The organism is Paraburkholderia bannensis NBRC 103871 (assembly GCF_000685015.1).
GTDB lineage: Bacteria > Pseudomonadota > Gammaproteobacteria > Burkholderiales > Burkholderiaceae > Paraburkholderia > Paraburkholderia bannensis.
The window spans coordinates 1-25,115 of sequence record NZ_BAYA01000004.1; the positions used below are offsets into that span (position 1 = coordinate 1).

Annotated in this window: 24 protein-coding genes; 4 read left to right on the forward strand and 20 right to left on the reverse strand. The window is 65.0% G+C overall.

What is annotated here, in order from left to right; genetic code table 11:
* The 12 genes from BBA01S_RS46710 to BBA01S_RS06040 all read right to left on the reverse strand — a co-directional run.
* The coding region (locus BBA01S_RS46710; protein WP_042296221.1) for an ESPR-type extended signal peptide-containing protein at positions 1 to 1,311 on the reverse strand (1,311 nt) is incomplete at its 3' end.
* 559 nt (positions 1,312 to 1,870) lie between these two features.
* Positions 1,871 to 2,686 carry an orotidine-5'-phosphate decarboxylase gene (pyrF, locus tag BBA01S_RS05985; protein ID WP_027815634.1) on the reverse strand — a complete coding sequence of 272 codons (816 nt, stop codon included), beginning with the start codon at positions 2,684 to 2,686 and terminating at the stop codon, positions 1,871 to 1,873.
* A gap of 138 nt (positions 2,687 to 2,824) precedes the next feature.
* Positions 2,825 to 4,048, reverse strand: coding sequence for an aldose 1-epimerase (locus BBA01S_RS40245; protein ID WP_084161892.1), 1,224 nt, complete (start codon positions 4,046 to 4,048; stop codon positions 2,825 to 2,827).
* Positions 4,049 to 4,311: 263 nt separating this feature from the next.
* Complete coding sequence (locus tag BBA01S_RS06000) at positions 4,312 to 5,229, reverse strand: SMP-30/gluconolactonase/LRE family protein (RefSeq protein ID WP_027815635.1); 918 nt, start codon at positions 5,227 to 5,229, stop codon at positions 4,312 to 4,314.
* Complete coding sequence (locus tag BBA01S_RS06005; RefSeq protein WP_027815636.1) at positions 5,226 to 6,026, reverse strand: SDR family NAD(P)-dependent oxidoreductase; 801 nt, start codon at positions 6,024 to 6,026, stop codon at positions 5,226 to 5,228. The genes BBA01S_RS06000 and BBA01S_RS06005 overlap by 4 nt, the downstream gene beginning before the upstream one ends.
* Positions 6,027 to 6,049: 23 nt before the next feature.
* Positions 6,050 to 7,066 (reverse strand): L-arabinose ABC transporter permease AraH, encoded by a 1,017-nt coding sequence (araH, locus tag BBA01S_RS06010; protein ID WP_027815637.1) that lies wholly within the window; start codon positions 7,064 to 7,066, stop codon positions 6,050 to 6,052.
* Between the two features lie 23 nt (positions 7,067 to 7,089).
* On the reverse strand, positions 7,090 to 8,601 hold the full coding sequence (gene araG, locus BBA01S_RS06015) for an L-arabinose ABC transporter ATP-binding protein AraG (protein WP_027815638.1): 1,512 nt from the start codon (positions 8,599 to 8,601) through the stop codon (positions 7,090 to 7,092).
* A gap of 101 nt (positions 8,602 to 8,702) precedes the next feature.
* Complete coding sequence (locus tag BBA01S_RS06020; protein WP_027815639.1) at positions 8,703 to 9,704, reverse strand: arabinose ABC transporter substrate-binding protein; 1,002 nt, start codon at positions 9,702 to 9,704, stop codon at positions 8,703 to 8,705.
* Positions 9,705 to 9,866: 162 nt separating this feature from the next.
* The gene (locus tag BBA01S_RS06025) at positions 9,867 to 10,643 is read right to left on the reverse strand and encodes an SDR family oxidoreductase (protein WP_027815640.1); all 777 of its coding nucleotides are present in this window, start codon (positions 10,641 to 10,643) and stop codon (positions 9,867 to 9,869) included.
* On the reverse strand, positions 10,640 to 11,326 hold the full coding sequence (locus BBA01S_RS06030) for a 2-dehydro-3-deoxy-6-phosphogalactonate aldolase (protein WP_027815641.1): 687 nt from the start codon (positions 11,324 to 11,326) through the stop codon (positions 10,640 to 10,642). The genes BBA01S_RS06025 and BBA01S_RS06030 overlap by 4 nt, the downstream gene beginning before the upstream one ends.
* Positions 11,327 to 11,376: 50 nt before the next feature.
* The gene (locus BBA01S_RS40250) at positions 11,377 to 12,396 is read right to left on the reverse strand and encodes a 2-dehydro-3-deoxygalactonokinase (RefSeq protein ID WP_042296225.1); all 1,020 of its coding nucleotides are present in this window, start codon (positions 12,394 to 12,396) and stop codon (positions 11,377 to 11,379) included.
* Positions 12,393 to 13,337 (reverse strand): IclR family transcriptional regulator, encoded by a 945-nt coding sequence (locus tag BBA01S_RS06040; RefSeq protein WP_027815642.1) that lies wholly within the window; start codon positions 13,335 to 13,337, stop codon positions 12,393 to 12,395. The genes BBA01S_RS40250 and BBA01S_RS06040 overlap by 4 nt, the downstream gene beginning before the upstream one ends.
* 357 nt (positions 13,338 to 13,694) lie before the next feature.
* Between BBA01S_RS06040 and BBA01S_RS06045 the strand changes: the two genes are divergently transcribed.
* Together BBA01S_RS06045 and BBA01S_RS40255 are read left to right on the forward strand one after the other, a co-directional pair.
* Positions 13,695 to 14,180, forward strand: coding sequence for a type II toxin-antitoxin system RelE/ParE family toxin (locus BBA01S_RS06045; protein WP_084161995.1), 486 nt, complete (start codon positions 13,695 to 13,697; stop codon positions 14,178 to 14,180).
* The gene (locus tag BBA01S_RS40255) at positions 14,177 to 14,497 is read left to right on the forward strand and encodes a helix-turn-helix domain-containing protein (RefSeq protein WP_042296229.1); all 321 of its coding nucleotides are present in this window, start codon (positions 14,177 to 14,179) and stop codon (positions 14,495 to 14,497) included. The genes BBA01S_RS06045 and BBA01S_RS40255 overlap by 4 nt, the downstream gene beginning before the upstream one ends.
* 58 nt (positions 14,498 to 14,555) lie before the next feature.
* Here BBA01S_RS40255 and BBA01S_RS06055 read toward each other — a convergent pair whose 3' ends face one another.
* From BBA01S_RS06055 to BBA01S_RS06065, 3 genes are all read right to left on the reverse strand, one after another.
* On the reverse strand, positions 14,556 to 14,945 hold the full coding sequence (locus BBA01S_RS06055) for a RidA family protein (RefSeq protein WP_027815644.1): 390 nt from the start codon (positions 14,943 to 14,945) through the stop codon (positions 14,556 to 14,558).
* 77 nt (positions 14,946 to 15,022) lie between these two features.
* Positions 15,023 to 16,504, reverse strand: a complete 1,482-nt coding sequence (locus BBA01S_RS06060; RefSeq protein ID WP_027815645.1) for an N-acyl-D-amino-acid deacylase family protein — start codon at positions 16,502 to 16,504, stop codon at positions 15,023 to 15,025.
* Positions 16,505 to 16,596: 92 nt separating this feature from the next.
* Positions 16,597 to 17,571 carry a MurR/RpiR family transcriptional regulator gene (locus BBA01S_RS06065; RefSeq protein ID WP_027815646.1) on the reverse strand — a complete coding sequence of 325 codons (975 nt, stop codon included), beginning with the start codon at positions 17,569 to 17,571 and terminating at the stop codon, positions 16,597 to 16,599.
* 166 nt (positions 17,572 to 17,737) lie between these two features.
* Between BBA01S_RS06065 and BBA01S_RS06070 the strand changes: the two genes are divergently transcribed.
* Positions 17,738 to 19,030 carry an amino acid deaminase gene (locus BBA01S_RS06070; RefSeq protein ID WP_027815647.1) on the forward strand — a complete coding sequence of 431 codons (1,293 nt, stop codon included), beginning with the start codon at positions 17,738 to 17,740 and terminating at the stop codon, positions 19,028 to 19,030.
* A gap of 27 nt (positions 19,031 to 19,057) precedes the next feature.
* Here the strand turns inward: BBA01S_RS06070 and BBA01S_RS06075 are convergent, their stop codons facing one another.
* Together BBA01S_RS06075 and BBA01S_RS06080 are read right to left on the reverse strand one after the other, a co-directional pair.
* Positions 19,058 to 19,516: a MarR family winged helix-turn-helix transcriptional regulator gene (locus BBA01S_RS06075; RefSeq protein ID WP_027815648.1), complete on the reverse strand. Its 459-nt coding sequence runs from the start codon at positions 19,514 to 19,516 to the stop codon at positions 19,058 to 19,060.
* A 68-nt stretch (positions 19,517 to 19,584) separates the two neighbouring features.
* A complete protein-coding gene (locus BBA01S_RS06080) occupies positions 19,585 to 21,180 on the reverse strand; it encodes an MDR family MFS transporter (protein ID WP_027815649.1) in 1,596 nt (531 codons plus the stop codon).
* Between the two features lie 120 nt (positions 21,181 to 21,300).
* Here BBA01S_RS06080 and BBA01S_RS06085 point away from each other — a divergent pair, with 120 nt between their 5' ends.
* Positions 21,301 to 22,131, forward strand: a complete 831-nt coding sequence (locus BBA01S_RS06085; protein ID WP_027815650.1) for an EcsC family protein — start codon at positions 21,301 to 21,303, stop codon at positions 22,129 to 22,131.
* Here BBA01S_RS06085 and BBA01S_RS06090 read toward each other — a convergent pair.
* The 3 genes from BBA01S_RS06090 to BBA01S_RS06100 all read right to left on the reverse strand — a co-directional run bounded on the left by BBA01S_RS06090 (position 22,101) and on the right by BBA01S_RS06100 (position 24,940).
* Complete coding sequence (locus tag BBA01S_RS06090) at positions 22,101 to 23,090, reverse strand: alpha/beta hydrolase (protein WP_027815651.1); 990 nt, start codon at positions 23,088 to 23,090, stop codon at positions 22,101 to 22,103. The genes BBA01S_RS06085 and BBA01S_RS06090 overlap by 31 nt on opposite strands.
* A 9-nt stretch (positions 23,091 to 23,099) precedes the next feature.
* Complete coding sequence (locus tag BBA01S_RS06095) at positions 23,100 to 23,534, reverse strand: CHRD domain-containing protein (RefSeq protein ID WP_027815652.1); 435 nt, start codon at positions 23,532 to 23,534, stop codon at positions 23,100 to 23,102.
* A 278-nt stretch (positions 23,535 to 23,812) separates the two neighbouring features.
* On the reverse strand, positions 23,813 to 24,940 hold the full coding sequence (locus BBA01S_RS06100; RefSeq protein WP_027815653.1) for a porin: 1,128 nt from the start codon (positions 24,938 to 24,940) through the stop codon (positions 23,813 to 23,815).
* Between the last annotated feature and the right edge of the window lie 175 nt (positions 24,941 to 25,115).

Genomic DNA, 25,115 nt, shown 5'->3' on the forward strand with positions numbered 1-25,115 from the left:
GTACATCACTGCATCGGCCATCTGGCCTTGCAGGTTCGTGATCTGGCCGTTGATGGTCGTCACGTTGCCTTGCAGCGTCGTGACATTGCCCTGGAGGGTCGACACGCTGCCTTGCAGGGTGGTGACATTGCCCTGGAGGGTCGTGACGTTGCCCTGGAGGGTCGTGACGTTGCCCTGGAGGGTCGTCACCTGGCCTTGAAGGGTCGAGATGTTGGTCGCGTTGGTCGTGACCTGCGTATTGGTTGCAAACAGTTCGGAGCCGTTGATTGCATCCGTGCTCGTCGCCGTCACCTGGCCAGCCGCCACGTTCGTGACCTGACGTTCTGCGCCCTTTGCTCCTACGCTCACTACCCCCGTCGGCGTGGTGCCCGCGTAGGTGTAGCTAACGCCGCCAATCGTGCCGCCGGATGTCGCGTTGGCGCCTGCCGTCGTTGCACCATTGCCCAGCGCCACGGAATTCGCCGTGCCGGCGGTCGCGCCGTTGCCGATTGCAATCGCGTTCGTGTTCGTAGCCTGTGCCACCGGGCCGATTGCGGTCGAGTTCGTACCGCTCGCCGTCGAGTCAGCGCCCGTTGAATTAGTGTGGAAGTACTTGATGCCGCTGCTGTTGATCTGGCCAAGCGCAGCATCGACCTTGCCGAATGCCGTGCCGATGTCCGTCGCCGCGCCCGTGGTGCCGGCGATCGTGTTGGCATTGCTCAATGCGTAGCTCGGCGCACTGACCGTACCCGTCGATGTCACGCTCGAACCGCCACCCAGCGCCGACGCCGTCGAATTGGCGAGGCCGTACAACTGGGAACCGTTGATGCCCTGCACGCTGGTCGAACTCACCGCACCGGCGGCAACACCGTTTAGCAGGACGTTGCTGCCGACCGCCGTCATCACGAACTTCGACGTGCCGTCCGGCGACATGGTGATGGTGGCGAGATTCGCGTTCAGGTCGATCTGCGTGCCACCTGCGTACATCTGCGCCGCATTCTGCTTTCCTTGCTGGGTACCGTCGATCCACCCCGGCCCCCCGCAGCCGGATTGGATGTTAGCGACATTGTTGTCGATGTAGTTGGTACCGGTCGTGTTCGTGTAGCAAAAGCCCGCAGCCGATGCGAGTCCCGGCATGGCCAGTCCACCCAACGCAAGGCCGAGCGGCAAGATAGCAAGCTTGACCGAATTCGCAAAGTTCTCTTGCGTCGGAGCGACAGCCGTCACACAGGCAGCATTCTGGGCGGAGCGCGTTTTCGATTTCGCCGTCTCCTGCACCGCAACCCACGTTCCAGTCGCGTCGTTCCAGACCGAACGATAAGCCTTATTCATTTGCAATCCTTAATTAACTGTTAAGATGTACAGAATTTCTCGGGTCTTTAAATCCCGTCTGAAACCACGTGAAAACCGGCTATATCCGGTTCGTTACCAAAAAGTTCCTGGCGGAGAGTCACACCGCGCGCTGTTTTCAGAGGCAGGGTGCGCAGGCGCCTGAATCTCTTGACCTAGTGTCTGCCTCGCGGACTTTCAAACCAATCGGATGAATTCGATTAACGCGATAAAGCGCCACCTGCTGCCCAGCGAGCGGGACTTACAGACACAACGGCCATACCCGGCGCAGCCTGCGAACACAGCGGCTGAAGGCGTGCATTGGGGAAATCCGGTTGGCATTTGCGAACATTCGGTCAGGTCGGCCAGGAATTGGCGTGCGTTGACATCACCCGCTTTGCGGTACGAATGTTACGGAGGGGGAAAAGCAGGACGAATCAGAGAACTCTTATTTTCTCTGTCGAGTATGAGATATCGCCTTAGCGAACAAAGAAAATCTTAAGAAGATTTAGCGTTTGGCCGACGTACCGCTCAAATTTGCGTCGGCCAGGACGAAATCAAATCAACGATAGGCGTTGATCTTGTCGCGCGTCTGTTCAGCAGCCATTGCAGCCGCCTGCGCGTAATCCTCGCCCTTGCTTGCGTAGATGATCGCGCGCGAGGAGTTGATGAGCATGCCGGTGCCGTTGGCCGTGCGGCCCGCTTTCACGGTGGCTTCGACGTCGCCGCCCTGCGCACCGATGCCGGGAATCAGCAAGGGCATATCGCCGACGATGCCGCGCACCGTCTCGATTTCCTTCGGGAACGTCGCGCCCACCACGAGACCCAGTTCGCCGCTCGCGTTCCATTTGTTCGCGGCGAGATCGGCCACGACCTGATAGAGCGGCTTGCCGTCGACCGTCAGGAACTGCAGATCCGAGCCGCCGGGGTTCGAGGTGCGGCACAGCACGATCACGCCCTTGCCCTTGTGCTCAAGCCACGGCTCGACCGAATCAAACCCCATATAGGGATTGACCGTGACCGCGTCGGCCTTGAAGCGTTCGAAGGCTTCGCGCGCGTACTGCTCCGCCGTGCTGCCGATGTCGCCGCGCTTGGCGTCGAGGATCACGGGCAGGCCCGGATGCTTTTCGTGGATATGGGCAATCAGCGCTTCAAGCTGGTCTTCGGCGCGATGCGCGGCGAAATAGGCGATTTGCGGCTTGAACGAGGACGCATACGGCGCGGTAGCGTCGACGATGTCGCGGCAGAACTCGAAAATCGCGTCGCTGCGGCCGTTGAGCGCGGCCGGGAATCTGGTCGGCTCGGGATCGAGGCCCACGCACAGCAGCGAGCCGGTACGCTGCCACGCAGCGCCGAGGGTCTGGGTAAAGGAAGTCATGGAGAAAACTCGCGGTGAGCCGATAAGGGAAACGGCGCGTATTTTACCCGGCCCGGGAAGCGGCGTTTTCCGGCAGCACGGTCAGAGGGCGTCATTCATCGGATGAATGGCGCCCAACCTTGCTGGATTGCGCGAGCTTTACGCCCGCGCCCGCGCGCCCTTGCCGCCTCGCGCACCCGCCTTGCCGCGCGCCCCGCCGCGATGCGGGCTGGCCGCCGCGCGCAGATCCATGCGCTCGACGCTGAAGGAAAAGCGCCGCACGAGCCGCTCGCCGTGCGCAAGCACGGTCATGCCGTTGGCGTCGCCGCCGCCGCGCAGGTTCACTGCGTTGATCGGATGATCGACGGGTTCGAAGCAGAAGAAGTCCGCACCGGGCGGCGTATAGAGCACGTAGTAATCGGTGTTCGCGCAGATCGCGAGCGACATGCGGCGGCGCTCCCACACCACGGCGGCGCGTCCGCTCCAGCCGCTGAATGCATGGTTCACCATCTGCTCGGGCAACGGGTAAGCCACGCCGAACTGCCACGCGGGAGGCGCGGGCACGTGGCGCACCGGCAGCCAGTCCTGGCCCGAAAGCCAGAGGCCGCTTGCGGGCGCGGAAAGCTCGGTGCTCGCGTCGCGCGCGAGGAACGGATGGACGCCCAGGCCGAACGGCATCGCGTCGCGGCCCGTGTTCTCGACTTCGAGCGTCATCGTGAGCGTCGCGCCATCGAGCGCATAGGTGAGCGCCGCGCGGTACGCATACGGCTCGCCCGTGCTGCGGTCGAGCACGAGGCGCACGTTTTCGCGCTCGGCACGCTCGACGCTCCAGGGCGCGAGCCAGCCGTCGCCGTGGATCGGCAGCGGCTCGCCGGCGCGGTTGCGCGGCACTTCGATATCGCGCCCGCCGAAGTGGAAGCGTCCCGCGCCGATACGGTTCGAGTACGGCAGCAACGGATAGCAGGCGAGCTGGTTAGGATCCATGCGCGCGCTCACCTGTTCGCAGCGGCGGAACACGGGTTCGAGCGCGCCTTCGCTGCGCCAGTCGAAGCGCGTGATGCCGCCGCCCAGTTGCGGCGCGACGTCGAGACGGAGGTATGCGTTGGCGAGCGTGACGCAGGCCACGTCGCTGACACCGGCCGCGCCGATCGCGACCGCCGATGTGCTCGGCCCTGCAATGACGGGATGGGTGGCCGCTTCGAGCCGCGCGCGGCGTGCGGCCGCAGGCGTCCCCGCTGCGGGTGTTGCAGTCGTTGCAGCAGCAGCAGCAGCAGCGGCGGCAGCAACGGCCACATCGGCAGCCGTCGCCGCGCTGGCCGATGCCATGCCGGGAGAAGTACGGGTTCGCGCAGTTTGACGCAAAGCGGAATTCGCGACGCTCATGAGCGGCTCCTCGAGAGGCTTCAATGTTGCCGCCCAGGCAGGCGGCGCACGGGCGGCTTGCCACTCGCGCGGTGCGCTCGTTTCACGCACGTCCGACGCGATGTTGCAGCCGCTTCTTGTCTTCGCCCTTCTGTACCTACTGTGATGCGTACTTGAGTCACTGAAAAAACCAGATGCACTGCTAATCGACTGTTGCCTGACTACAACGTTGATGGCCGGTTTGCGGATCGCGAGGCGCGAAATCAAGCGCCTCGCCATGTCGCTTATTGCGGTGACGGCACGCCCTGAAACAGCGGTTCCGCGATGCCCGTACGTCCCGTCTGCGCCACGAACACCCCGCCAGCATGGGGTTCGCGCTCAAGCGCTTCATCGTCCAGACCTACGCGCGCGCTCGTCACATAAAGCGCTGTCAGATGCGCTCCGCCGAGCGTAACGCAGCTTGGCTGCGCCGTGGGAATCTTTACGCGCCCGGTTTCCCTGCCGTCCGGGCCGTAACGCACGACACACCCGCCTGCCCACTGGGCGTTCCAGAGGCCGCCTTCGCTGTCGACGGTCGAGCCGTCCGGCTCGCCTTCGTGATTCGGCACCTGCACGAACAGACGATCGTTTGCAATCGTTCCATCAGCGCCGTAATCACAGGCGCGGATCTCACGCGTGAAGGAATCGGCGTAATACATGGTCGCGCCGTCCGGGCTGAAGGCGATGCTGTTGGAGATCGCGGCCACCGGCAGCGGCAGCTTCTCCAGCGTGAGATCGTGATTCAGCCGATAAAAGCCGCCGATCTTCTCGAACGGCTTGAGCTCGTACTTGGTGCCGAACACAAAACGCCCCTGACGGTCGCAACGGCCATCGTTCAGGCGCGTGGGCAGATCCGGCTCGACATCGACGATGGGCGTGATCTCGCCGGTTTCCAGGTCGAAGAACGCGAGGCGCGACGCGAGGCCAATCAGCAGGCGGTTCGGGTCTTCGCAGAGCGCAAAGCACGCGAGGCGCTCCGGCATCGGCCAGGTGCGATGCGAGCCGTCCGCGCCGTCATAACGCGAAAGGCTCGCGCCTTCGATATCAGTCCAGTAGAGGCGCGCGCTGCGCGAGCACCATGTCGCGCCTTCGCCGAGCGCGTTCTTCGCGTGGATCAGCAGTTCCGCGACGTCATCCTGGGGTGCGTCTTGCCCCGCGCTCATGCCCAGCCTCCGTCCACGATGACGTCCTGCGACGTGATCATGCGGCTGTCGTCGGCAGCGAGGAACAGCGCCATGCGCGCGAGGTCTTCGGGCAGCAGCTCCTCGTCGATGCACTGGCCGCGCCTGATGTTCTCGCGGCCTTCGTCGGTGAGCCACAGGCGGCGCTGCTTGTCGGTCAGCACCCAGCCCGGCACCAGCGAATTGACACGAATGCCGTACCGGCCAAGATCCTTCGCCAGCCCACGCGTGAGACCCTGCACGGCCGATTTGCTCATCACGTAGACCGGATACTCGCTGTTCTTCAGCATCCAGCTGATCGAGCCGAGGTTGATGATCGAACCGCGTTTCGCAGCCTTCATGTCCTCCGCCACCGCCTGCGCCGCAAACAGCTGGTGACGCACGTTCACGGCAATACCCGCGTCGAAGGACTCGGGCGTGACGTCCGCAAGCGTGTGACGCTTGTCGTTCGCGGCGTTGTTCACGAGCACTTCGATCGGGCCGAGCGCGGCCTTCACGTCGGCGATGGCGGCACGCAGCGCGGCGATATCGGTGAGGTCGACGGCTGCGAACAGGGGCTTGTGACGCGAATCGCCGAGTTCGTCGGCAAGCGCTTCGCCCGCCGTCGCGTCGATGTCGAAGAACGCCACACGCGCGCCCTGCGCGGCGAAGTGCTCGACGAACGACGCGCCGATGCCGGTCGCGCCACCCGTGATGAGGACGACGCGATCGGTGAGGCTTGGATAGCGCGCGTAGCTTTCGTGCGCGTGATGTGCGCTGGCGTTGGCCGGAGACGACATATCGGGCTTCCTGGTGAAGTTAATCAGTCGCGCGCGCCGCGGTTCTTCAACTGGTCGAGCAGCACCGCCGCCAGCAGGATCGCGCCGCGCACGAGGTACTGGTAGAACGCGTCGATGTTGAGCAGGTTCATGACGTTCTCGACCGTGCCCATGATCAGCACGCCGATCACCACGCCCGAGATCGTCGCGCGGCCGCCCAGCAGCGACACGCCGCCCAGCACGCACGCCGAAATCACGTTCAGCTCGAAGCCTTCGGCCGCATTCGGCTGGCCCGAGGTGATGCGCGCCGCGAGAATCACGCCCGCCAGCGCCGTCACCGCGCCCTGGATCAGGAAGATCCACACGCGCGTGCGCTCGACCTTGATACCCGCGAGACGCGACGCTTCCGGATTGCCGCCGATGGCGAGCGTGTTGCGCCCGTACACCGTCTGGTTGAGCATCACGCCGAACGCGATGAAGCAGAACAGCGTCACCCAGATCGGCAGTTGCACGCCGAAGAACGCGACCGTACCCATCGCAATGAACGTGTCCGACGACACGCCCACGGCCTGGCCATGCGAAACGATGAAGCCGAGGCCGCGCACGATTTCCATCGTGGCGAGCGTGGTGATCAGCGCATTGATGCGCAGGTATGCAATCACCGCGCCGTTCACGAAGCCGATCGCCGCACCCGCCGCCACCGCCGCGACGATGGCGATGAACGTGTTGCCGGTCGCGTTGAGCACCATCGCGCAGAGCACGCCCGCGAACGCGACCGTCGAGCCGACGCTCAGGTCGAAGTCGCGCGAGGCGAGACAGAACATCATCGTGCAGGCCACCATGCCGATTTGCGAGACCGACAGCGCGAGGCCCAGCATGTTCTCGATCGAGAAGAAGTGATCGACGGTCAGCGACATCACGATGAACATGACCGCGAAAATCACGATCAGGCTGTATTCGGTGATTTGCTGCCACCACTTCTGCTTGTCGGTGGAACTCGGAATCAGCGCGTCGGCGACGCTCTTGGCGGACTCGGCCGCCAGGTTTTCTCTTGCTTGCATTTCAGTCACTCCTCCCCGTCCACTCATGCGGCCTTGGCCTGCGTGCGCTTGGGCAGCGCCAGGTCAAGCACCGTGTGTTCGCTCGCCGCGCTGCGCGGCAACTCGCCCGAAATCCGGCCTTCGCGCATCACGACGATGCGATCCGACACGCCGAGCACTTCCGGCAACTCCGACGACACCATCACGATCGCGCAGCCGCGTTCGGCGAGCTGGTAGATCACGTTGTAGATTTCATGCTTCGCGCCGACGTCGATGCCGCGCGTCGGCTCGTCCAGGATCACGACCTTCAGGTCGGGTTCGGCGAGCCAGCGCGACAGGATCGCCTTCTGCTGGTTGCCGCCCGAGAGAAAGCGGATTTTCTGGCGGCGGCTCGGCGTCTTGATCTTCAGCAGCTTGATGAAGCGATCCGCCGTTTCGGCTTCCTTCTTGCGGTCGAGGAACATGCCCGCACGCAGGAAATGCCGGCGGCAACTGATGTTGATGTTCTCCGAAACCGTTGCCATCGCAACGATGCCCTGCTCCTTGCGGTCTTCCGGGCACAGCACGATGCCGTGACGGATCGCATCGCTCGCACTCTTCACGCGAATCGTCTTGCCGTCGAGTTCGATCTCGCCCGCGCGACGCTTGTGCGTGCCGTAGATGAGTTGCATCAGCTCGCTGCGGCCCGCGCCAACCAGCCCGAAGAAGCCGACGATCTCGCCCGACTTCACCTCGAAGCTGGCCGCCTCGCTCAACGGATGGCCTTCGACGCCACGCACCGCGAAGCGCACGTTGCCATGCTCGCGCGGCGTGTAGTTGTAGATGTCGCTGATCTCACGGCCCACCATTTCGTGCACGAGCGTTTCGCGCTTCACCTCTTCGAGCTTCTCGTGCGAGGCGACCTTGCGGCCGTCGCGGAAGATCGTGCAGGCGTTGCACAGCTCGTAAATCTCGTCCATGCGGTGCGAGATGTAGATGAGCGCGCGGTTGTCCGCACGCAGTTCGCGCACGAGCTTGAACAGCACTTCGGTCTCGCGGTGCGAGAGCGAGCTGGTCGGCTCGTCGAGCGCGATGACGCGTGCATTGCGCAACAGCGCCTTGCAGATTTCCACCATCTGGCGCTGCGCGATCGAGAGCTTGCGCAGCTTCGCGGCAGGGTCGAGATCCACGCCCATCGCGCCCAGACGTTCGCGCACGAACTTGCGCGCCTCGCCGCGTTTCACCCAGCCGAGCGCATTGGGCAACGCGCCAAGCAGCAGGTTTTCCGCGACGGTGAGATCCGGTACGTATTGCAGTTCCTGGTGAATCACGGCGATGCCCGAGCCGATCGAAGCCGCTGCATCGGCGAACTTCACCTCGTTGCCGTCCATCAGGATGCGGCCCGAGTCCGGCTGATATTCGCCGCCCAGGATTTTCAGCAGCGTGGACTTGCCCGCGCCGTTTTCGCCCATGAGGCCGTGCACTTCGCCTGCGTTCACGTCGAACGACACGCCGTCGAGCGCGCGCACGCCTGGGAACACCTTGCCGATATTGTCAAAACGCAGTGTCGCTGACACTTCGGTTTCCTCTCATTCGATCGCCGCGGGCACGCTCGTCAAGACCATCGGTCTGGCGGGCGCCCCGCAGCGGGAAACACCTAACAACCTCTATCCAGCGCTTACTTCGACGCGAGACCCATCTGCTGACGCACGCTTTCCACGTTGTCGCGCGTGGCGAGCATGCCCGTCGTCAGCGTGAGCTTCGGCGGTTCCTTGCCTTGCGTGATCCATGCGTACATCAGATCGGACGTTTCTTCGCCGTGGCGCTTCGGGCTGATGATGACGGTGCCGTAGAAGCCCGTCGGCTGCGGCTTCTTGAACTCGTTGAGCGCCGAATCCGAACCGCCGATGCCAATGCCGATCATGTTGTCGGCCTTGAAGCCGCGGCCTTCCGCTGCGCGCACGGCGCCGAGCACGGCTTCGTCGTTCAGGCCGTAAGCCACCCAGTGCTTGTACTGCGGGTTCTTCGTGAGCGCGATGTTGGCGGCGTTGAAGGCGTTTTCCGTGTCGGTCTTCGCTTGCGGCGCCTGGACGATGTTCGCCTTCGGGAAGCCGGCGGCGACCAGCGCGTCGGTTGCGCCCGAGGTGCGGTCATGCGCCGTCGGCAGCTGCTCGTAGGTCACGTCGATGGCGCCGACGTCCTTCATGTCCCAGCCGCGCTTCTTGATTTCGGCGGCGATGCCGTCACCCACCTGCTTGCCGATGTTGTACGCCGAGATGCCCATGTGCGGCACCGCCTCGATCGGCTTGCCCGCGCCGTCGACGAGGCGGTCGTCGACCGTCATCATCTTCAGGTTGTCGGCCTTGGCCTTGGCGACGATGCCCGGCCCGAGCTTGACGTCAGGCGTGCAGATGATGAAACCCTGGGCCTTTTGCGCGGCCAGGTTGTCGATCGCGCTCATCACCTTCTCGCCCGACGGCGCACCGATCTTCACCAGCGTGAAGCCCTTTTCCTTCGCGGCGGCTTCGGCGAACTTCCATTCGTCCTGGAACCACGGTTCTTCGGGCTGCTTGACGAGAAAGCCGATCTTCACCGGATCGGCGGCTTGCGCGACGGGCGCATGAGCGAGCACAGCGGTGGTCGCGGCGGCGATCAGCGTGAGGAAAATCCTGCGTTGCATGGTGTCAGTCTCCTGTCTTCTTCAGTCACGGGAAGGGTAACGGCCGCTTGTTCTGCCTTCGCCCGCGCGCGGCCAGCGCAACGGCGAAAGTGATGCGATGTCTTGCTACCTTGTAGTGCCTTCGTGCTGCTGTTTTTTTGCTTCGTTGCTGCTGTGCTGCTTTTATTCGTGATGCAGCGCCGTGCGCCCGCCATCGATCGTGATGCAGCTCGCGTTGATGAACGGCGCTTCATCCGAGGCGAGGAACACGGCGGTCATCGCCACTTCTTCCGGCTTGCCGATGCGCTTCATCGGCGGCAACGCCAGCGTGGCCTTGCGTGCCGCCTCGGGATCGGGCTGCGCGTTCCACCAGTCGTGCGTGAGCTGCGTTTCGATGTAGCCCGGCGCGATCGCGTTCACGCGGACGTTCTTCGGCGCGTATTCGATGCCGAGCGCGCGCGTAAGGCCAATCACGCCGTGCTTGGCGACCGGATACGGAAAGCAGCCCGGAATGATCTGGAACGCGTGCGTCGAGGCAATGTTGATGATGCTGCCCGCGCGGCGCTCGACCATGCCTGGCAGCACGGCGCGGCAGCCGTTCCACACGCCATCCAGATCGACGGCAAAGCAGCGCCGCCAGTCGTCGTCGGTCATCGTCAGCGGATCGGCGAATACGTTGATGCCCGCGTTGTTCACGAGCACATCGACGGGGCCGAGCGCTTCCTGCGCTTCGCTCACCGCAGCCTGCACCGACGCGGATTGCGTGACGTCGGTTTGCACCGCGAGCACCTTTGCGCCCGTGGCTTCTGCGATCTCGCGCGCCGTAACCTGCGCCGTGGCGATGTCGAGTTCGGCGAGCACGACCGCCGCGCCCTCGGCGGCGAACGCGCGCGCGATCGCCGCGCCGATGCCGCGTCCCGCGCCGGTCACGAGTGCGACCTTGCCCGTCAGGCGATTCACGCCTTCGCTCCCTGCACGCGCGCCGTTTCGTTCCAGCCCGCGATAAACGCGAGCGCATTGGCGCGGGTCGCTGCAACGTCCTGGCCCGGCTTGTAAAGCGCCGACCCCAGGCCGAAGCCGCTCGCGCCCGCCGCGAGTTGCGGCCCCATGTTGTCGGGCTTCACGCCGCCTACCGGCAACAGCGGCACGATCGACGGAATCACGGCGCGCCAGGCCTTCGTGACTTCGGGGCCGAGCTGTTCGGCGGGGAACATCTTGAGGCCGTCCGCGCCGTGCTTGAGCGCGGCGAACGCTTCCGTCGGCGTGGCGACGCCCGGCACGCAGGCCAGGCCTTGCAGCTTGGCGGCGAGGATCACGTCGGTATCGGCGTGCGGCATGACGATCAGCTCGCCGCCCGCCGCCTTCACGTCGCGCACGCGCGCGGTCGTGAGCACGGTGCCCGCGCCGATCATCGCGTCGGCGGGCAGCGTCGCGCGCAACGCGGCGATGCTCTCCAGCGGCGACGGCGAATTGAGCGGCACCTCGATGATCCGGAAGCCCGCCTCGTAGATCGCGCGGCCATGCTCGGCGGCTTCGGCGGGCTTGATGCCGCGCACGATCGCGACCATCCGGCACGCCGCGAACGCGGCCACGAAGCCAGCGTGAGGCGTGTACGGAGCGGGCAGGTTCAGTTCGGGTTGCATGTGCGTGTCCTGTGGAAGTGCGCTGCGGTGTTCGTGTGTACGGAGCGTTTTCAGGCTGCGGCGCGCACGAGGCCCGCGCGCGCTGCGATGCGCCAGAGGCCCCGCTCGGTTGCCTCGCGCACGACCTGCGCGCCAGTGCAGCCAAACTGCGCAAGCGCAAGCCGATAGCGCTCGCACAAGGCATCGGCGCCAATCAGCTGCGGCGCACAGCCCGCGAGCGCCACGTCGCGGCGCGCCAGCACCGCTTCGAGCCCGGCCAGTTCATGCCCGATCACGAGACCCGAGAGATAGTCGGGCTGCTCGTCTGCGGCCAGTTGATCGGTGAGGCCCAGCGTGCGCGTGCTGAACGCGGTCGCGAGCAGCCCCGCGCTGCCGTGTTCGCGTGCGACCGTCACGCCGCGCAGAAACGCGGCGGTATCAGGCGCGGCAGGCAGCTTCATCGTGCGGCCGAGGATCGTGTGCGCCTTGAGCGCGGCGTACACCTCGCCCGTCATGAAGGTGTAGAAACGCGCGATGCGCGCACCTTCCACCACGGCCCATTTGGCGTGCGTGCCCGGCAGGCCGATCAGCGCGGTTTCCTGCGCAGCCTGGCCGCTCATACCGCTCAACGCGCCGAAGATCTGCGTTTCCTCGCCGCGCATCACGTTCGGCAGCGCGCCGGGTTCCAGCACGCCTGGCACAACCGCGATCTCTGCGCCGCTCGCCGCACGCACCTTGACGATGCCGGCCACGAGCGCGTCCTCGCCCGCAGGGGTTTCCACGTACGGCGCCTGCACCCAGCCCTGCGCGCTGCCCACCATGCCGGCCGCCAGCACCGGCAGCGACGGCGCTGGCGCGAGCCATACGCCGCACGCTTCCTCGAAGGCCGCGTCGAAGCCGCCCTCTTCGGCGGGCACCGGCAGGTTCATGATCCCGGCCGTCGAGACACGCGTGTCGAGCACGTTGCCCGCTGCATCGAAGAGATACGCGCGCAGCGACGTCGTGCCCCAGTCCAGCGCGATCAGCGCCGCATCCGCGTGCTTGCCTTGTTTGCCGTGTTCCATGTGCTGTTCTGTGGTGCGGCCGGTCATCGGCGGATCCTGCGCGTGGTGGGCTGCGGCGCGCGCCAGCCGAGTTCCTGCGAGATCGCGCGCGCTTCGCGCTGCACGACCGGAATCAGCTCGTCCATGCGTTCGAGCGGCATATAGGGAATCGTGCTCGCGACCGACAGCGCGGCGACGATCGCGCCCGAGGCGTCGCGCACCGGCGCGGCCACACAACGGATCGAAATTTCGTTTTCCTCAAGATCGAACGTGTAACCGCCCGCCGAGTAGGTGGCCATGCGCTTGAGGAACGTGTCGGGGTCGAGGCTGTGATCGGGACGGAAGCTCACGCCCGCCAGCGTGCGCCGCGACGCTTCGAACAGGTCGCGCCAGGACTGCGGCGTGAGGTCGAGCATCATCGCCTTGCCGATGCCCGTCGACGCGAGCGGCATGCGGTGCCCGACACGCGAGCGCATTTCCAGGGCGCGCTGGCCGGGGATCTTGTCGATGTAAAGCACGTCGTCGCCATCGCGCACGCCGAGGTGAATCGTGTCGAGCGTCGCGTTCGCGAGCGCTTCGAGGTGGGTGCGTGCGACCGCGGTGAGCGGCATTTGTTCGAGCGCGATGGTGCCGAGCTCGATCAGCTTCGGGCCGAGCAGATAGCCGCCCTGCACCTGGCGCAGATAGCGCGCCTGCACGAGGCTCGACACGAGCCGGTGCGTGGTGCTGCGCGTGGTGCCGAGCACCGCGCCGAACGAGCGCAGATCGCGCACGCCCGCAGCGGCGGCTTCGAGGATCGCGAGGCCGCGCAGCAGCGTCTGCGTGCCCGCCTGCGACGAGCCGTCGAGCAGCGTGCCGGGCAGGCCGACGATTTCGTCGCCATTCGCGTGGGCCTTGGGTTGCGATGGCGCTTGCGGTGCTTTCGGCGCCTGGACGGCGTCGATGCCTTCAAGGCGCTCGGCGAGATTCTGGGACATCGCTTTGTTCATGGCGAGGTCGATCTGGAAGAAGACGGGAGTTGATCGCGCGGCGTCAGACGACGGCGCGCGGGCCATGGTTCGGGGTGCGGCGGCGCGCAGTGGCGCGGGACGGCGGACGGCACGAGGCCGCGCACTTCGCGGGCTGGAACATGGCAAACGTCTCCGGTTTTGCCCGCTGGCGCGCATCGGGGCGCGGCTGCGGGCTTTTCTTTAGGTGTCTGGCCGATGTTCCGACGGGCGTTCTTCTGGACTGCGATGCACGTCGGATCGGATGGATCGGATTGTAGGGCGGTTTTTCCGAGATCTCCAATATGTGATTGGGTCGTTCATATATTGGGAATTTTCGGCCTGGTGGGTCTTATCCGGATGGATAACGCTGTAGCCGACTTTGATGGAATCGAGGGCGCAATCGCCCGTCCTTGCAGAGAGTTGAGCCATGTCATCCCCGCTGCGCGGCGGGATCGCTCGAATCTCTGGAGGACATATAAAATTTTGTATAACCTCAACACACCGAAGCCACTGCAGTTCTGCACCGGCGCGCTGGCCGACCTGAAGACATTTCCTGAAAAAGCGCGGCACGAAGCCGGGCGACAGCTACGTCGCGTACAACTCGGGCTCGACCCGCACGACTGGAAACCGATGAACCCTGTCGCGCACGGCGCGCGTGAAATTCGTATCCACGATGAACGCGGTGCGTTCCGCGTGCTCTACGTGACGAAAGTTCGCGATGTCGTGCTGGTGCTGCACTGCTTCAGCAAGAAAAGCGAAAAGACGGCATTTGCCGACCTTTCACTCGCCAGGCAGCGCTATCGCGCGGCGCTCGCCCAATACGCCCAGGAGGCAAAACGATGAAGACCCAAACCTTCGACAACGTCTGGGACGCGCTCGAAGACACGCCCGAAGTCGCGCAGAACATGACGCTGCGCTGCGATCTCATGATCGCGCTCGAAGAGCACATCAAGCGCAACGAGATGACGCAGGCGCAGGCCGCCGCGCTGTTCGGCGTCACGCAGCCGCGCGTGTCCGACCTCGTGCGCGGCAAGATCGAACTGTTCTCGCTCGATGTGCTCATCAACATGGCTGTGGCGGCAGGCATGAAGATCGAGCTGCGCATCACGCCTCGTGACCCGCACGGTGACGACAGCAATGAAAAAGCGGCCACCCGATAGCTAACCGGGCAGCCGCTCTGCTGAAACTCGCACTACGCAGGAAAAGCAGGAAGAAACCTTACTTCCCAGCCGGCGCCTTATACGCGACGCAATCGACTTCCACCTTGCAGTCGATGACCATGCTCGACTGCACGCAGGCGCGCGCCGGCGGGTGATCGCCAAAGTACTCGCGGAAGACCTTGTTGAAGGACTGGAAGTCGCGCGCATCGTCAAGCCACACACCGCAGCGCACCACATGCTCCGGGCCATAGCCCGCTTCCTTGAGGATCGCGAACACGTTCTGGATCGTCTTGTGCGATTGCTCGACGATGCCGCCGTTGATCACTTCGCCGTTTTCCATCGGCGTCTGGCCCGAGACGAACAGCCAGCCATCGGCTTCCACCGCGCGTGCGAACGGCAGGTGTTGACCGCCCTGGCCCTTGCCGCCTTCCACTCCATATCGCTTCATCGTTTGCTCCTTTGGGTTCGTGCGGCGCGCGCGATTCGCCGCGCGCCGAGGGTCGAAATTCAATCGTGTTTCAATCGCTAAAACGCCGCTGCATCGGCTTGCGCGTCACGCGGCCCGCGCGCGACAAAGTGCCCTGCGCGCTCGCCCGTGGGCTGGCCGTCGCGGTACGACAGCACGCCGTTCACCCACACGGCGTCGATGCCTTCAGCCACCTGCTGCGGCTTGTCGAAAGTCGCGGCGTCGCGCACCTTCGCGGGATCGAACAGCACGAGATCGGCATGCCAGCCCACGTGCACTTCGCCGCGCTGCGCAAGGCCAAAACGCCGCGCCGACAGCCCGGTCATCTTGCGCACCGCTTCTTCCAGCGGCAGCAGCTTCGCGTCGCGCGCATAGTGGCCGAGCACACGCGGAAACGCGCCCCACAGACGCGGATGCGGCAACGGATCGTTCGGCAGTCCGTCGGAACCGACCATCGTCGCCGGGTGCGAGAGAATGCGGCGCACGTCGTCCTCGGACATGTTGTGATAGACCGCGCCGGCCGGTTGCAGGCGCTTGCCCGCCTCCTGCTGCGAGACGCCCCACTCGGCGGCAATGTCCTTGATGAGCTTGCCAGCCTGTTCGGGATGCGGCGTCGACCACGTGATCGTGATGTCGATGTCGCCCGTCACCTGCTTCAGGTCGAGCGTCGACGAACTGCGGCTATACGGATAGCAGTCGCAGCCCACCGGCTGATACTTGCGCACGCGTTCGAGCGACTCAAGCACTTCCGCGCTGCGCCCCCAGTTCGTCGGCCCTGCGCACTTCAGGTGCGAGATCACGACCGGCACGCGCGCGTGCTTGCCGATGTGATACGCCTCATCCATGGCGTCGAGAATCGCGTCGAATTCTGTGCGCATGTGCGTCGTGTAGAGCGCGCCCGCGAGCGCGAGCGGCTCGGCCAGCGTCGCGACTTCTTCGGTCGACGCCTCGTACGCCGAACCGTAAGCGAGGCCAGTCGACAACCCCAGAGCGCCGTTCACAAGCGCTTCTTCGAGTTGCGCGCGCATCGCCTCGATCTCCTCGCGGGTAGCCGCGCGCTTGAGATCGTCCAGATGGTTGTTGCGCAGCGCCGTATGGCCGATCAGCGCACCCACGTTCACGGCGGGCTTCGCGGCGTTCACGGCGTCCACATAGGCCGCGAACGTCGGGTACTGAAACGCCTCGCGCGCGCCGAGCAGGTTCATCGGATCGGGCGGATCGCCCTTGAGCGAAACCGGCGACGCGCTAATGCCGCAATTGCCGACTATCACCGTGGTCACGCCCTGGCTGATCTTCGGCAGCATCTGCGGCGCCTGGATCACGTGCGTGTCGTCATGCGTGTGCACGTCGATGAAACCGGGCGCGAGCGCGCGGCCTTCGGCTTCGATCACTTCTTCGGCAAGCCAGTTCGACAGGTTGCCGATGGCGACGATGCGCCCGTCGCGCAACGCCACGTCGCGCTCGACGGGCGGCGCGCCGGTGCCGTCATAAAGCATGGCGCCGACGATCAAGGTGTCGGCGGCTTCGGGATGCGAATGCATATCAGGGTCTCCTGTCGATCCCAGACGAATGTTGTCGATGAAGCGAGTCGATCGTACCCGCTCGCTGCTTCACTTGCGCTTCGGCAGCCGGCTCAGTCGCCCAGCGGCTGCCGCTCGCCGCCGCGCCCGGCCGTGCCGCGATGCGCGTCGAGCGTGTGTTTCATGCGGCGCAGCAATTCGCGGCTTTGCTCGGGCTGCGAGAGCGCGAGTTCGGTCACGAGCACGTCGAGCGCCATCATCATCGCGTAGCGCGACGACGACGGCTTGTAGATGAAATCGGTCTCGCTCGCGACGATCGGCACGAGCCAGTCGGCGAGCGCGGCCAGCGGCGACGCGGGCGCAGTCAGCGCGACCAGCTTCGCGCCATAGTCGCGCGCGATACGGCAAGCGTCGAGCAGCTCAGGCACGCGACCGGTCACGGACAGTGCGACGACCACGCAATCGGGCGTAAGCGTGCTGGCGACCATGCGCTGCAGCAGGCTGTCCTGATATGACGCGACCGGACGCCCAAGACGCACGAGGCGAAAGCGCATTTCGTCGGCGAGCGCGCTGGAGCCGCCGCCCATGCCGAACACGTAGATCATGCGCGCGCTCGCGAGCGCAGCCGCGGCCTGGGCGAACGGCGCCTGGCGCAGCAGTTCGTGGTTGCGAGCGAGCGCCGAGTGGATTTCCTCGTAGACGCGCGTGGGAAGCGCGGCACCGTCAGCCGCGGCCGCATCGGCATCGTCCGCACGCTGTTTGCGGCGTTTGCCCTTGGGCGCATCGTTCCTGCCCGTCTTTTCGTCAGGCGCGGCGCGCAGGAAGCGCTCGCCCACCGCCGCCGCCTGGGCGAGCCGCAGCTTCAGTTCGCGCACATCCTGGCAGCCGACGGTCTTGGCGAAGCGCGTGACGGACGCGACGCTTACGCCCGCGCGCTGCGCCAGTTCGCCGATGCTGGCGCGTGCGGCGGCGGCGATGTCGTCGAGGACGAGCGCGGCGACGTCGCGCTCGGCCGGACGCAGATCCGGCACGCATTGTGCGATTCGCGCGACGATATCGAAGCGGCCAGGCTCAGAGGCGGAATTCATGGGAGTCGGGCAAGATTCAGATTGGACTGCGGGGATGTTTCAAATGATTCTGTTAGTAAATAACATTTCACGCAGAGATGGTACTTTGTGTACTATCACCGAGTCAACGCCACAAGCTGTCGATACCGTAATATAAGGCGTAACGGAGAATATGGAGCGAACGGAAATGAAAGTTACAAACTATCAGAGTGCGACGATCGACCCGAACAGCAAGGGCCTCGGCAACGTGCCCGGCGCGAGCGTGCCGCTGGGCGACGCCGGGCGCCTCGAATGGAACCTGCTCGCCGAGGACGTGAGCCTGCCCGCCGCCGTTTTGTATGCAGATCGCGTCGAGCACAACCTCAAGTGGATGCAGGAATTCGTCACGCGCTACGGCGTGAAACTCGCGCCGCATGGCAAGACGACGATGGCGCCGCAACTGTTCCGCCGCCAGATCGAGACAGGCGCCTGGGGCATCACGCTCGCGACCGCCCATCAGACGCGCGCCGCCTATCGCGGCGGCATCTCGCGCGTGCTGATGGCGAACCAGCTCGTCGGCCGCCGCAACATGGCCATCATCGCCGAGCTGCTCAGCGACTCAACGTTCGAATTCTTCTGCCTGGTCGATTCGGTGGAAGGCGTCGAGCAACTTGGCGAATTCTTCCGCGCCGCCCACCGCAAGCTCGAAGTGCTGCTGGAACTGGGCGTGCCGCGCGGGCGCACGGGCGTGCGCGACGCCGAAACGCGCCGCGCCGTGCTCGAAGCGATCGAGCGCTATCCCGATTCGCTCAGTCTCGCGGGCGTGGAAATCTACGAAGGCGTGCTCAAGGAAGAAAGCGAGGTGCGCACCTTCCTGCGCGACGCGCTCAACGTGACAGAGGAACTCGCCGCAGCGGGCCGCTTCTCGCGCTCGCCGGCGCTGCTTTCGGGCGCGGGATCGGCGTGGTACGACATCGTCGCCGAGGAATTCGCCCAAGCCGCGCAGGCTGGCACCATCGACGTGATCCTGCGTCCCGGCTGCTACCTGACGCACGACGTGGGCGTCTACAAGAAGGCGCAGTCAGACATCCTCTCGCGCAATCCGGTCGCGCGCGAAATGGGCGTGGCCTTGCTGCCCGCGCTGCAACTCTGGGCGTGCGTGCAGTCGATTCCGGAACCGGGCCGCGCGATCATCGGCTTCGGCAAGCGCGACGCGGCATTCGATGCGGGCTTTCCGGAACCGTCGCGCCACTATCGTCCGGCGCGTGACGGCGAGGTTCACGGCGCGCCGCGCGAGATCGACGCGAAGGAAGGCTGGCAGGTGTTCCAGATGATGGATCAGCACGCCTACCTGCAGATTCCCGCCGATGCGGACATCAAGGTCGGCGACATGATCGGCTTCGATATCTCGCACCCGTGTCTCACCTTCGACAAGTGGCGTCAGGTGCTGATGGTCGACAGCGAGTATCGCGTGACGGAAGTGATCGAAACGTTCTTCTGACCGTTTTCTCGACAAGCCGTCGAGTCGTCAATCGGCGGCCGGGCTGCCTTGCGCAGTCTGCGCCGCCGCCACGCCGATGCGCTCCTCCATCATGCGCAGCGCGCCCGACAGCGCCGTGAGCGCGTCGTCGGGCAGCGACATCGCCACGCGCAGGAACTCGTTGCGGCGCGGCAGGCCGGCTTCGACGACCTCGCGGCCTTGGGCGGTCAGCTTGACGTTGGTGATGCGGTTGTCGCGCTCGTCGGCGCTGCGCTCGATCCAGCCAAGCGACTCCAGCGGCTTCAACTGACGCGTAAGCGCGCCCGGGTCGACACGCAGACGCTCGACCAGACGCTTCTGCGACGACGCGCCGTCCTGTTCGTGCAACGCCAGCAGGATCCGCCAGCGCGGCAGTGGATGGCCCACCTGCGCCTCGAATGCCGACATGAACGCGCGATACGTGCGTCCGAATTGCTGCATGATGGCGATGCGATCCTGTGCTTCCATGCTGTGTTTTCCTGCCTGATTGCTTGATTGCGTTCGTGTCGATGGCGGCGCGCCTGCGCCTGCCCGGATCAGTCGGCGTGAATGATCGGCTCGACCTTGCGTTGCAGCTTGATGAGCGGCACGCGCCGCGTCTGCCAGAACGACACCAGCGCCACCACCGCCGCCAGCGCGATCCCCAGATGAATCGCGCCCACCAGCGCCTCGCGCGCGGCTTCGAGCAGCGGCGCGCCATTGTGCCCCGCCTTCGCCAGTTCGCCAACGAGCGCGCCTTGCGCGTCGCGGTTGATGAGAATTTGCGGATCGGCGAGTTGCGTGAACCAGTGCAGCGCGCCATCGGCGTCGAGCGCCTTGTGCACGCCGCTTGAGTAGAGCTGCGTGACGAGCGTGCCGGTCAGCGCCGTGCCAATCATCCCGCCGATCATGCGCAGCGATTGCAGCAGCGCCGTGGCGATGCCCAGATGCTCGCGGCCCGCGGTCTGCTGCGCGAACACGGTCAGGTTCGGCATCACGAAACCCAGCCCCAGGCCGCCGACGATCATGAACGCCATCAGCAGCCCGCGCGGCGTGTTGTGCGACGCGAGCGCCACCGCAAAGCACGAGAGCGCGAGCATCGCGAAGCCGATATAGAGCATGCGGTTCGGGTGACGGATGCGCGACACGATGCGCCCGTTCGCAATGCTGCCAATCGTGATGAACACCACCAGCGGCGTGATGACCACGCCCGCCTCGTTCGGCGACATGCCGAAGCCGCCCTGGAACAGGAGCGGCGCATAGAACAGCAGCGAGAACATCGTGAAGCCGCCCAGCACCGCGAGCGTGAAGAGCGCGTTGAGGCTGGCGTTGCGAAACATATCGACGGGCAGGATCGCCTGCGGGCAACGCCGCTCCCAGTGCCACAGCGCCCAGGCTGCCGCGGCGGCAATCGCAAGCAGACCGAGCGCCGACAGCGTCACGCCATGCTGCGGCAGACGCTCGACAAAGAGCTGCAAGCTGCCGAGCGTGACGGCGATCAGCAGTGCGCCCGGCCAGTCGAGCCGCATGCGCTCCTTGTGCGCGATGTGGCGCAGATGCGGCAGGTAGCGCCAGACGAAGAACAGCGACAGCAGACCGACCGGCAGATTCACGTAGAACACCGAACGCCAGCCGTAGTACTGCGTGAGAAAGCCGCCCAGCGACGGCCCGACCGCATTGGCGATGCCGAACGCCGAACTCATCAGCACCTGCCAGCGTAGTCGCACGACCGAATCGGGAAAGAGATCGGGGATGCAGGCGAACGCAGTGCCGACCAGCATGCCGCCGCCAATGCCCTGCAGTCCGCGCGCGATCACGAGGAACAGCATGCTGCTGGACGCGCCGCAGAGCACCGAGGCGAGCGTGAACACGACAATCGACGCGATCACAAAAGGCTTGCGCCCATAGTAGTCGCCGAGCCTGCCGAAAATGGGGACGGTAATGACCGAGGTGAGCAGATAGGACGTGGCGACCCACGCGTAGAGCTCGAAGCCGCGCAGTTCGGCGACGATGGTCGGCAGCGCGGTGCCGACGACGGTCTGGTCGAGCGCAACCAGCATGGTCACGAAGGACACGCCGAGCATCGCCAGCAGCGATTCACGGAACGGCAGCACCTGCCCGCTGGAGTGGTGGGCGGCGGTATGAACGGCCATTTTTTGATCCCGCAACGATTGACACGTCAAAGGATTCATATAGTAGCACGCAGTAGCGCGGCCGATCCTCGATAAACTGGGGGTCGAGCGGCGCTTGCCGCACTGTCTTCCGGGAGACCTATGGCGTCACTCAGCGATTTTTCAGAAGCCGATCTCGCCGCGCTCAAGCGCGCCAAACACGAACTGGAAACCCCGCCGCTCGGCATGAAGCTGGCCGCCATCGTCGGCGCGCCGGTCGAAAAGCTGATCGCAAAACTGCCCGCCGTCGCCAACGACAAGGTCAACGATGCGACCCAGGCGGCGCTGCGCAAATGCCTGCAACTCGCGCTGAAGACGCTCGGCAAGCAGGGCGAGAGCGCGCTTGCGGCGACCGTGCCCGCAAAGCCCAGCAACCTGCTTCACAAGTTCGCGGTCGCGACCACCGGCGCGGCGGGCGGCGCGTTTGGCCTGTTCGCGCTGCCGGTGGAATTGCCCGTGACGACGACGCTGATGTTCCGCTCGATCTGCGACATCGCGCGCAGCGAAGGCGAAGACATCACGCACGCCGACACCCAGCTCCAGTGCCTCACCGTGTTCGGCATGGGCGGGCGCTCGGCCTCCGACGACGAAGCCGATTTCGGCTACTTCGTCGTGCGGGGCGCGCTGGCACAGGCGGTGTCGAAGGCGTCGTCGGAGATGGCGGCCAAGGGTTTCGCCGCGCATGGCTCGGCCGCCCTGCTCAAGCTGATGCAGACCGTGGCCGCGCGTTTTTCCGTGCAGGTGAGCGAGCAGGTTGCGGCGAAATCGATTCCGGCAATCGGCGCGGTGCTCGGCGCGATGGTGAACACGGTGTTTATCGACCACTTCCAGAACGTCGCGCACGGCCACTTCACCGTGCGACGGCTGGAACGCCGCTATGGCGAGGCCGCCGTGCATGCGGCTTACGACGAGATCGAGCTCTCGCTGGAATGAGCCGACTGGCCGGATGAAGCGGTTTTCTGCGCGCGCGCCGTCGTGTCGATCATGGTCACGCGTTGCACGAAGCGCGCCGAATCGTCGAGCGAGCGACGGGCCTCGGGCATGAAGGGCGCGTAGATCGGCCAGATATGCGGCAGGCCGCGCGCGATTTTGCAGTCCACCTGCACGCCCGCGGCGCGCGCGCGGTCGGCCACGCGCCGCGTATCGTCGAGCAGGGTCTCGGTGCTGCCCGCCAGCATGAAGAGCGGCGGCAAACCGTGGAAATCGGCGTAGAGCGGCGAGACGTACGGATCGGTTGCGCGCGCCACGCCAGCCTCGCCAAGATAGAGCGCGGCGACGCGCGCGAATACGTCGCCGCAGAACATCGGATCGCGTCCGTCGTTTTCGCGGATCGACGCGCCCGTCACGGCCAGATCCGTCCACGGCGAATAAAGCAGCGCACCGGCCGGCAGTTTGTCGCCCGCATCGCGCAACGCGACGAGCGTCGCCAGCGCCAGGCCGCCGCCCGCGGAATCGCCCGCGATCACGAGCGAATCCGCGCGCACGCCATCGGCGAGCAAACGCCGGTAGGCCGCGAGCGCATCGTCGAGCGCCGCCGGAAAGGGATGCTCGGGCGCAAGCCGGTAGTCGAGCGAAAAGACATCGGCTTGCGCACGCGTCGCGAGACCATAGGTGATCGCGCGGTGCGTCTTCGGCGAGCAGAAGTAATAGCCGCCGCCATGCAGATAGAGCACCGTGCGCGGCGCCCCGCCCTCGCGAACCAGCCACTCGCCGCGCAACGGCATGTCGCCATGACCATACTGCTCACGCAGTTGCCAGCCTGCGGGCACCGGCGGCAGCCACACGCGCTTATCCGTATTGGCGCGCGTGCGCGCGACGTCGATAGGACGGCGCGTCACCGGCAGGAAGCGGCGACGCAGCCACCAGCAAATGAAGCGGCTTTGCAGGCTCATGAATCGTCGTCAGTTCGCGGGCAACACCTGACCACGGATTTCGCCCGACGGATTCTGTTGCGTATGCACGTTGAAATACCACTGGCCGGCCATCAGGTCGGTGACCTGCTTGTCGGTGAGCGTGGCGCTGCCCTTGATCGGGCTGGCGAGTTCGCCCTTGGGAATCGGCACCTGCACGCCCGCATTCTGGCCAACGGGTGCGGGGCCGTGGAAATGCGCGGCCGTCACCGGCGTCGACAGGCCTTCGTAAGTGACGTTCCAGTTCAGCGATTTGGTGGAGGTGTCGAACGTGGCGTTGAGCATGCCGTGGCCATGACTCACGCGAGGCGGCACTTCACTGGAAGGTTCGAGATCGGCTTTCAGCGCGACGGTATCGGCAAAAGCGGCACCGGAAGCGAGAACACACAGAGCGAGAGCGAGCTGGAGCGGGCGAAGCGCTTTCATGGGATTTCTCCGTTGTTGTGACGCGCTGCACCAGAGAAAACTGAAAGGCCTCCCAGGCTGCAGCCGCGAAGCCACATGCTAGAGCAAATCCGCCAATGACGTTCGCAGCGTCATTACCGAAAGCGGCATGACACGAAGATATCGCACGCAAAAAAAAAGAGCGCCGCGAACGGCGCTCTGAACCCAAGTACTACCTTCTACTTTGCTACCCTTATGCGTTGACGACCCGGCGCGCTGCCGGATCGCCGACATCGTTCGAACTACTGCATCCGCTCTGATTAGAAGCGGTGACGGATACCCGTCGAGACGATGCCCTGGTTCTTGGACGACGAGAAGTTCGTCGGCGACACGAAGCCAACCTGCGTGCTGCCCACGGCAGCTTCGCCCGAACCCCATGCACCCACGCCTTCGAGGTACACATCCGTGCGCTTCGAGAGCGAGTAGTCCGCTTGCAGGCCGAACTGGTTCCAGTGCGCGGTCTTGCCGCCGCCTTCCGAGCTGAGCAGCGAACCGTTCACGTTCGTGTACGTGTACATCGCGCCAATGCCCAGGGCCGGCGTGAGGTTGTAGCGCAGGTTGGCTTCGATGTTGTTGAAGCGCACCGACAGGTTGTCGCTCAGGCCGTTCAGGCGCGTCTGCGTGAAGGCCACGCCGCCCACTGCCGGGCCGTAGGTGTAGTTCACGCCGCCGCCCCAGACGCGCTGACGCTGACCCGAGACGAACTGGTCGTTGGTGATCGCGCCGCCCGGATTGGTCAGGCTGCCTGCGTTGTTTGCCTGCAGGTAGGCTGCCGCGACACGCAGGCCGCCATACGAGTAACCCGCACCGGCGCTATACGCACGGTTGTTCGCGAAGCCGTTGGCCTGGTTCGAGAAAGCGTAGGCACCACCGAACTGGAAGCCCGACAGGTTCGGGCTGGTGTACTTGACCGCGTTATTCAGCGAGAACGATGCATTCCCGTTGTCGTTGTCAGCCATGTGCGCGAAGTAAGTGCCGCCCCACGAGCCGACTGCGGTCAGCGGTGCGAGGTAATCGACCACGGAGTCGTACTGGCGACCGAACGTGACCGTGCCGTACTGGTCTTGCGTCAGACCCACATAGGCCTGGCGGTTGAACAGGCTGTTGTTGTTCAGCGAATTACCCTGCTGGCCGTTCATCATATTGAAGCCGCTTTCGAGGGTAAAGATCGTCTTCAGGCCGCCGCCAAGATCTTCGACACCGCGCATGCCCCAACGGCTTTGCTGGATGTTACCGCTCGTCATCGCGTAGTTTGCCTTGCCGTTCACGTTGGTCGTGTACGTGAAACCCGCATCGACGATGCCGTAGAGCGTCACGCTGCTTTGAGCGTACGACGCCGATGCAAAAGTGGCGGCGACTGCCGCCGCGATAGCCAGACTCTTTTTCATGGTGATTCCTTCGTTTTAAAACCCTGCTGCACTGGTAGACGATTTCACCGACAGCGTGCCGGCTCGTTATCCCCTCACGCCGCAATCACGGCGCCGCATTCAATTTGCAAAGCGAAGTTTATTGGCGTCACTTTTGGTGAAGCCATCCCGCACGAACACAAAAGGCTTTTTGAAA

Coding starts and splice junctions, on each gene's coding strand:
- BBA01S_RS06080 (WP_027815649.1), bottom strand. CDS start 21,180: ATGGCCGTTCATACCGCCGCCCACCACTCCAGCGGGCAGGTGCTGCCG.
- BBA01S_RS06030 (WP_027815641.1), bottom strand. CDS start 11,326: ATGCAACCCGAACTGAACCTGCCCGCTCCGTACACGCCTCACGCTGGC.
- BBA01S_RS06000 (WP_027815635.1), bottom strand. CDS start 5,229: ATGAGCGCGGGGCAAGACGCACCCCAGGATGACGTCGCGGAACTGCTG.
- pyrF (WP_027815634.1), bottom strand. CDS start 2,686: ATGACTTCCTTTACCCAGACCCTCGGCGCTGCGTGGCAGCGTACCGGC.
- BBA01S_RS06100 (WP_027815653.1), bottom strand. CDS start 24,940: ATGAAAAAGAGTCTGGCTATCGCGGCGGCAGTCGCCGCCACTTTTGCA.
- BBA01S_RS06040 (WP_027815642.1), bottom strand. CDS start 13,337: ATGAACAAAGCGATGTCCCAGAATCTCGCCGAGCGCCTTGAAGGCATC.
- BBA01S_RS06065 (WP_027815646.1), bottom strand. CDS start 17,571: ATGAATTCCGCCTCTGAGCCTGGCCGCTTCGATATCGTCGCGCGAATC.
- BBA01S_RS06075 (WP_027815648.1), bottom strand. CDS start 19,516: ATGGAAGCACAGGATCGCATCGCCATCATGCAGCAATTCGGACGCACG.
- BBA01S_RS40250 (WP_042296225.1), bottom strand. CDS start 12,396: ATGACCGGCCGCACCACAGAACAGCACATGGAACACGGCAAACAAGGC.
- BBA01S_RS06085 (WP_027815650.1), top strand. CDS start 21,301: ATGGCGTCACTCAGCGATTTTTCAGAAGCCGATCTCGCCGCGCTCAAG.
- araH (WP_027815637.1), bottom strand. CDS start 7,066: ATGCAAGCAAGAGAAAACCTGGCGGCCGAGTCCGCCAAGAGCGTCGCC.
- BBA01S_RS06090 (WP_027815651.1), bottom strand. CDS start 23,090: ATGAGCCTGCAAAGCCGCTTCATTTGCTGGTGGCTGCGTCGCCGCTTC.
- BBA01S_RS40255 (WP_042296229.1), top strand. CDS start 14,177: ATGAAGACCCAAACCTTCGACAACGTCTGGGACGCGCTCGAAGACACG.
- BBA01S_RS40245 (WP_084161892.1), bottom strand. CDS start 4,048: ATGAGCGTCGCGAATTCCGCTTTGCGTCAAACTGCGCGAACCCGTACT.
- BBA01S_RS06070 (WP_027815647.1), top strand. CDS start 17,738: ATGAAAGTTACAAACTATCAGAGTGCGACGATCGACCCGAACAGCAAG.
- BBA01S_RS06005 (WP_027815636.1), bottom strand. CDS start 6,026: ATGTCGTCTCCGGCCAACGCCAGCGCACATCACGCGCACGAAAGCTAC.
- BBA01S_RS06045 (WP_084161995.1), top strand. CDS start 13,695: ATGGATAACGCTGTAGCCGACTTTGATGGAATCGAGGGCGCAATCGCC.
- BBA01S_RS06095 (WP_027815652.1), bottom strand. CDS start 23,534: ATGAAAGCGCTTCGCCCGCTCCAGCTCGCTCTCGCTCTGTGTGTTCTC.
- BBA01S_RS06055 (WP_027815644.1), bottom strand. CDS start 14,945: ATGAAGCGATATGGAGTGGAAGGCGGCAAGGGCCAGGGCGGTCAACAC.
- BBA01S_RS06020 (WP_027815639.1), bottom strand. CDS start 9,704: ATGCAACGCAGGATTTTCCTCACGCTGATCGCCGCCGCGACCACCGCT.
- BBA01S_RS06060 (WP_027815645.1), bottom strand. CDS start 16,504: ATGCATTCGCATCCCGAAGCCGCCGACACCTTGATCGTCGGCGCCATG.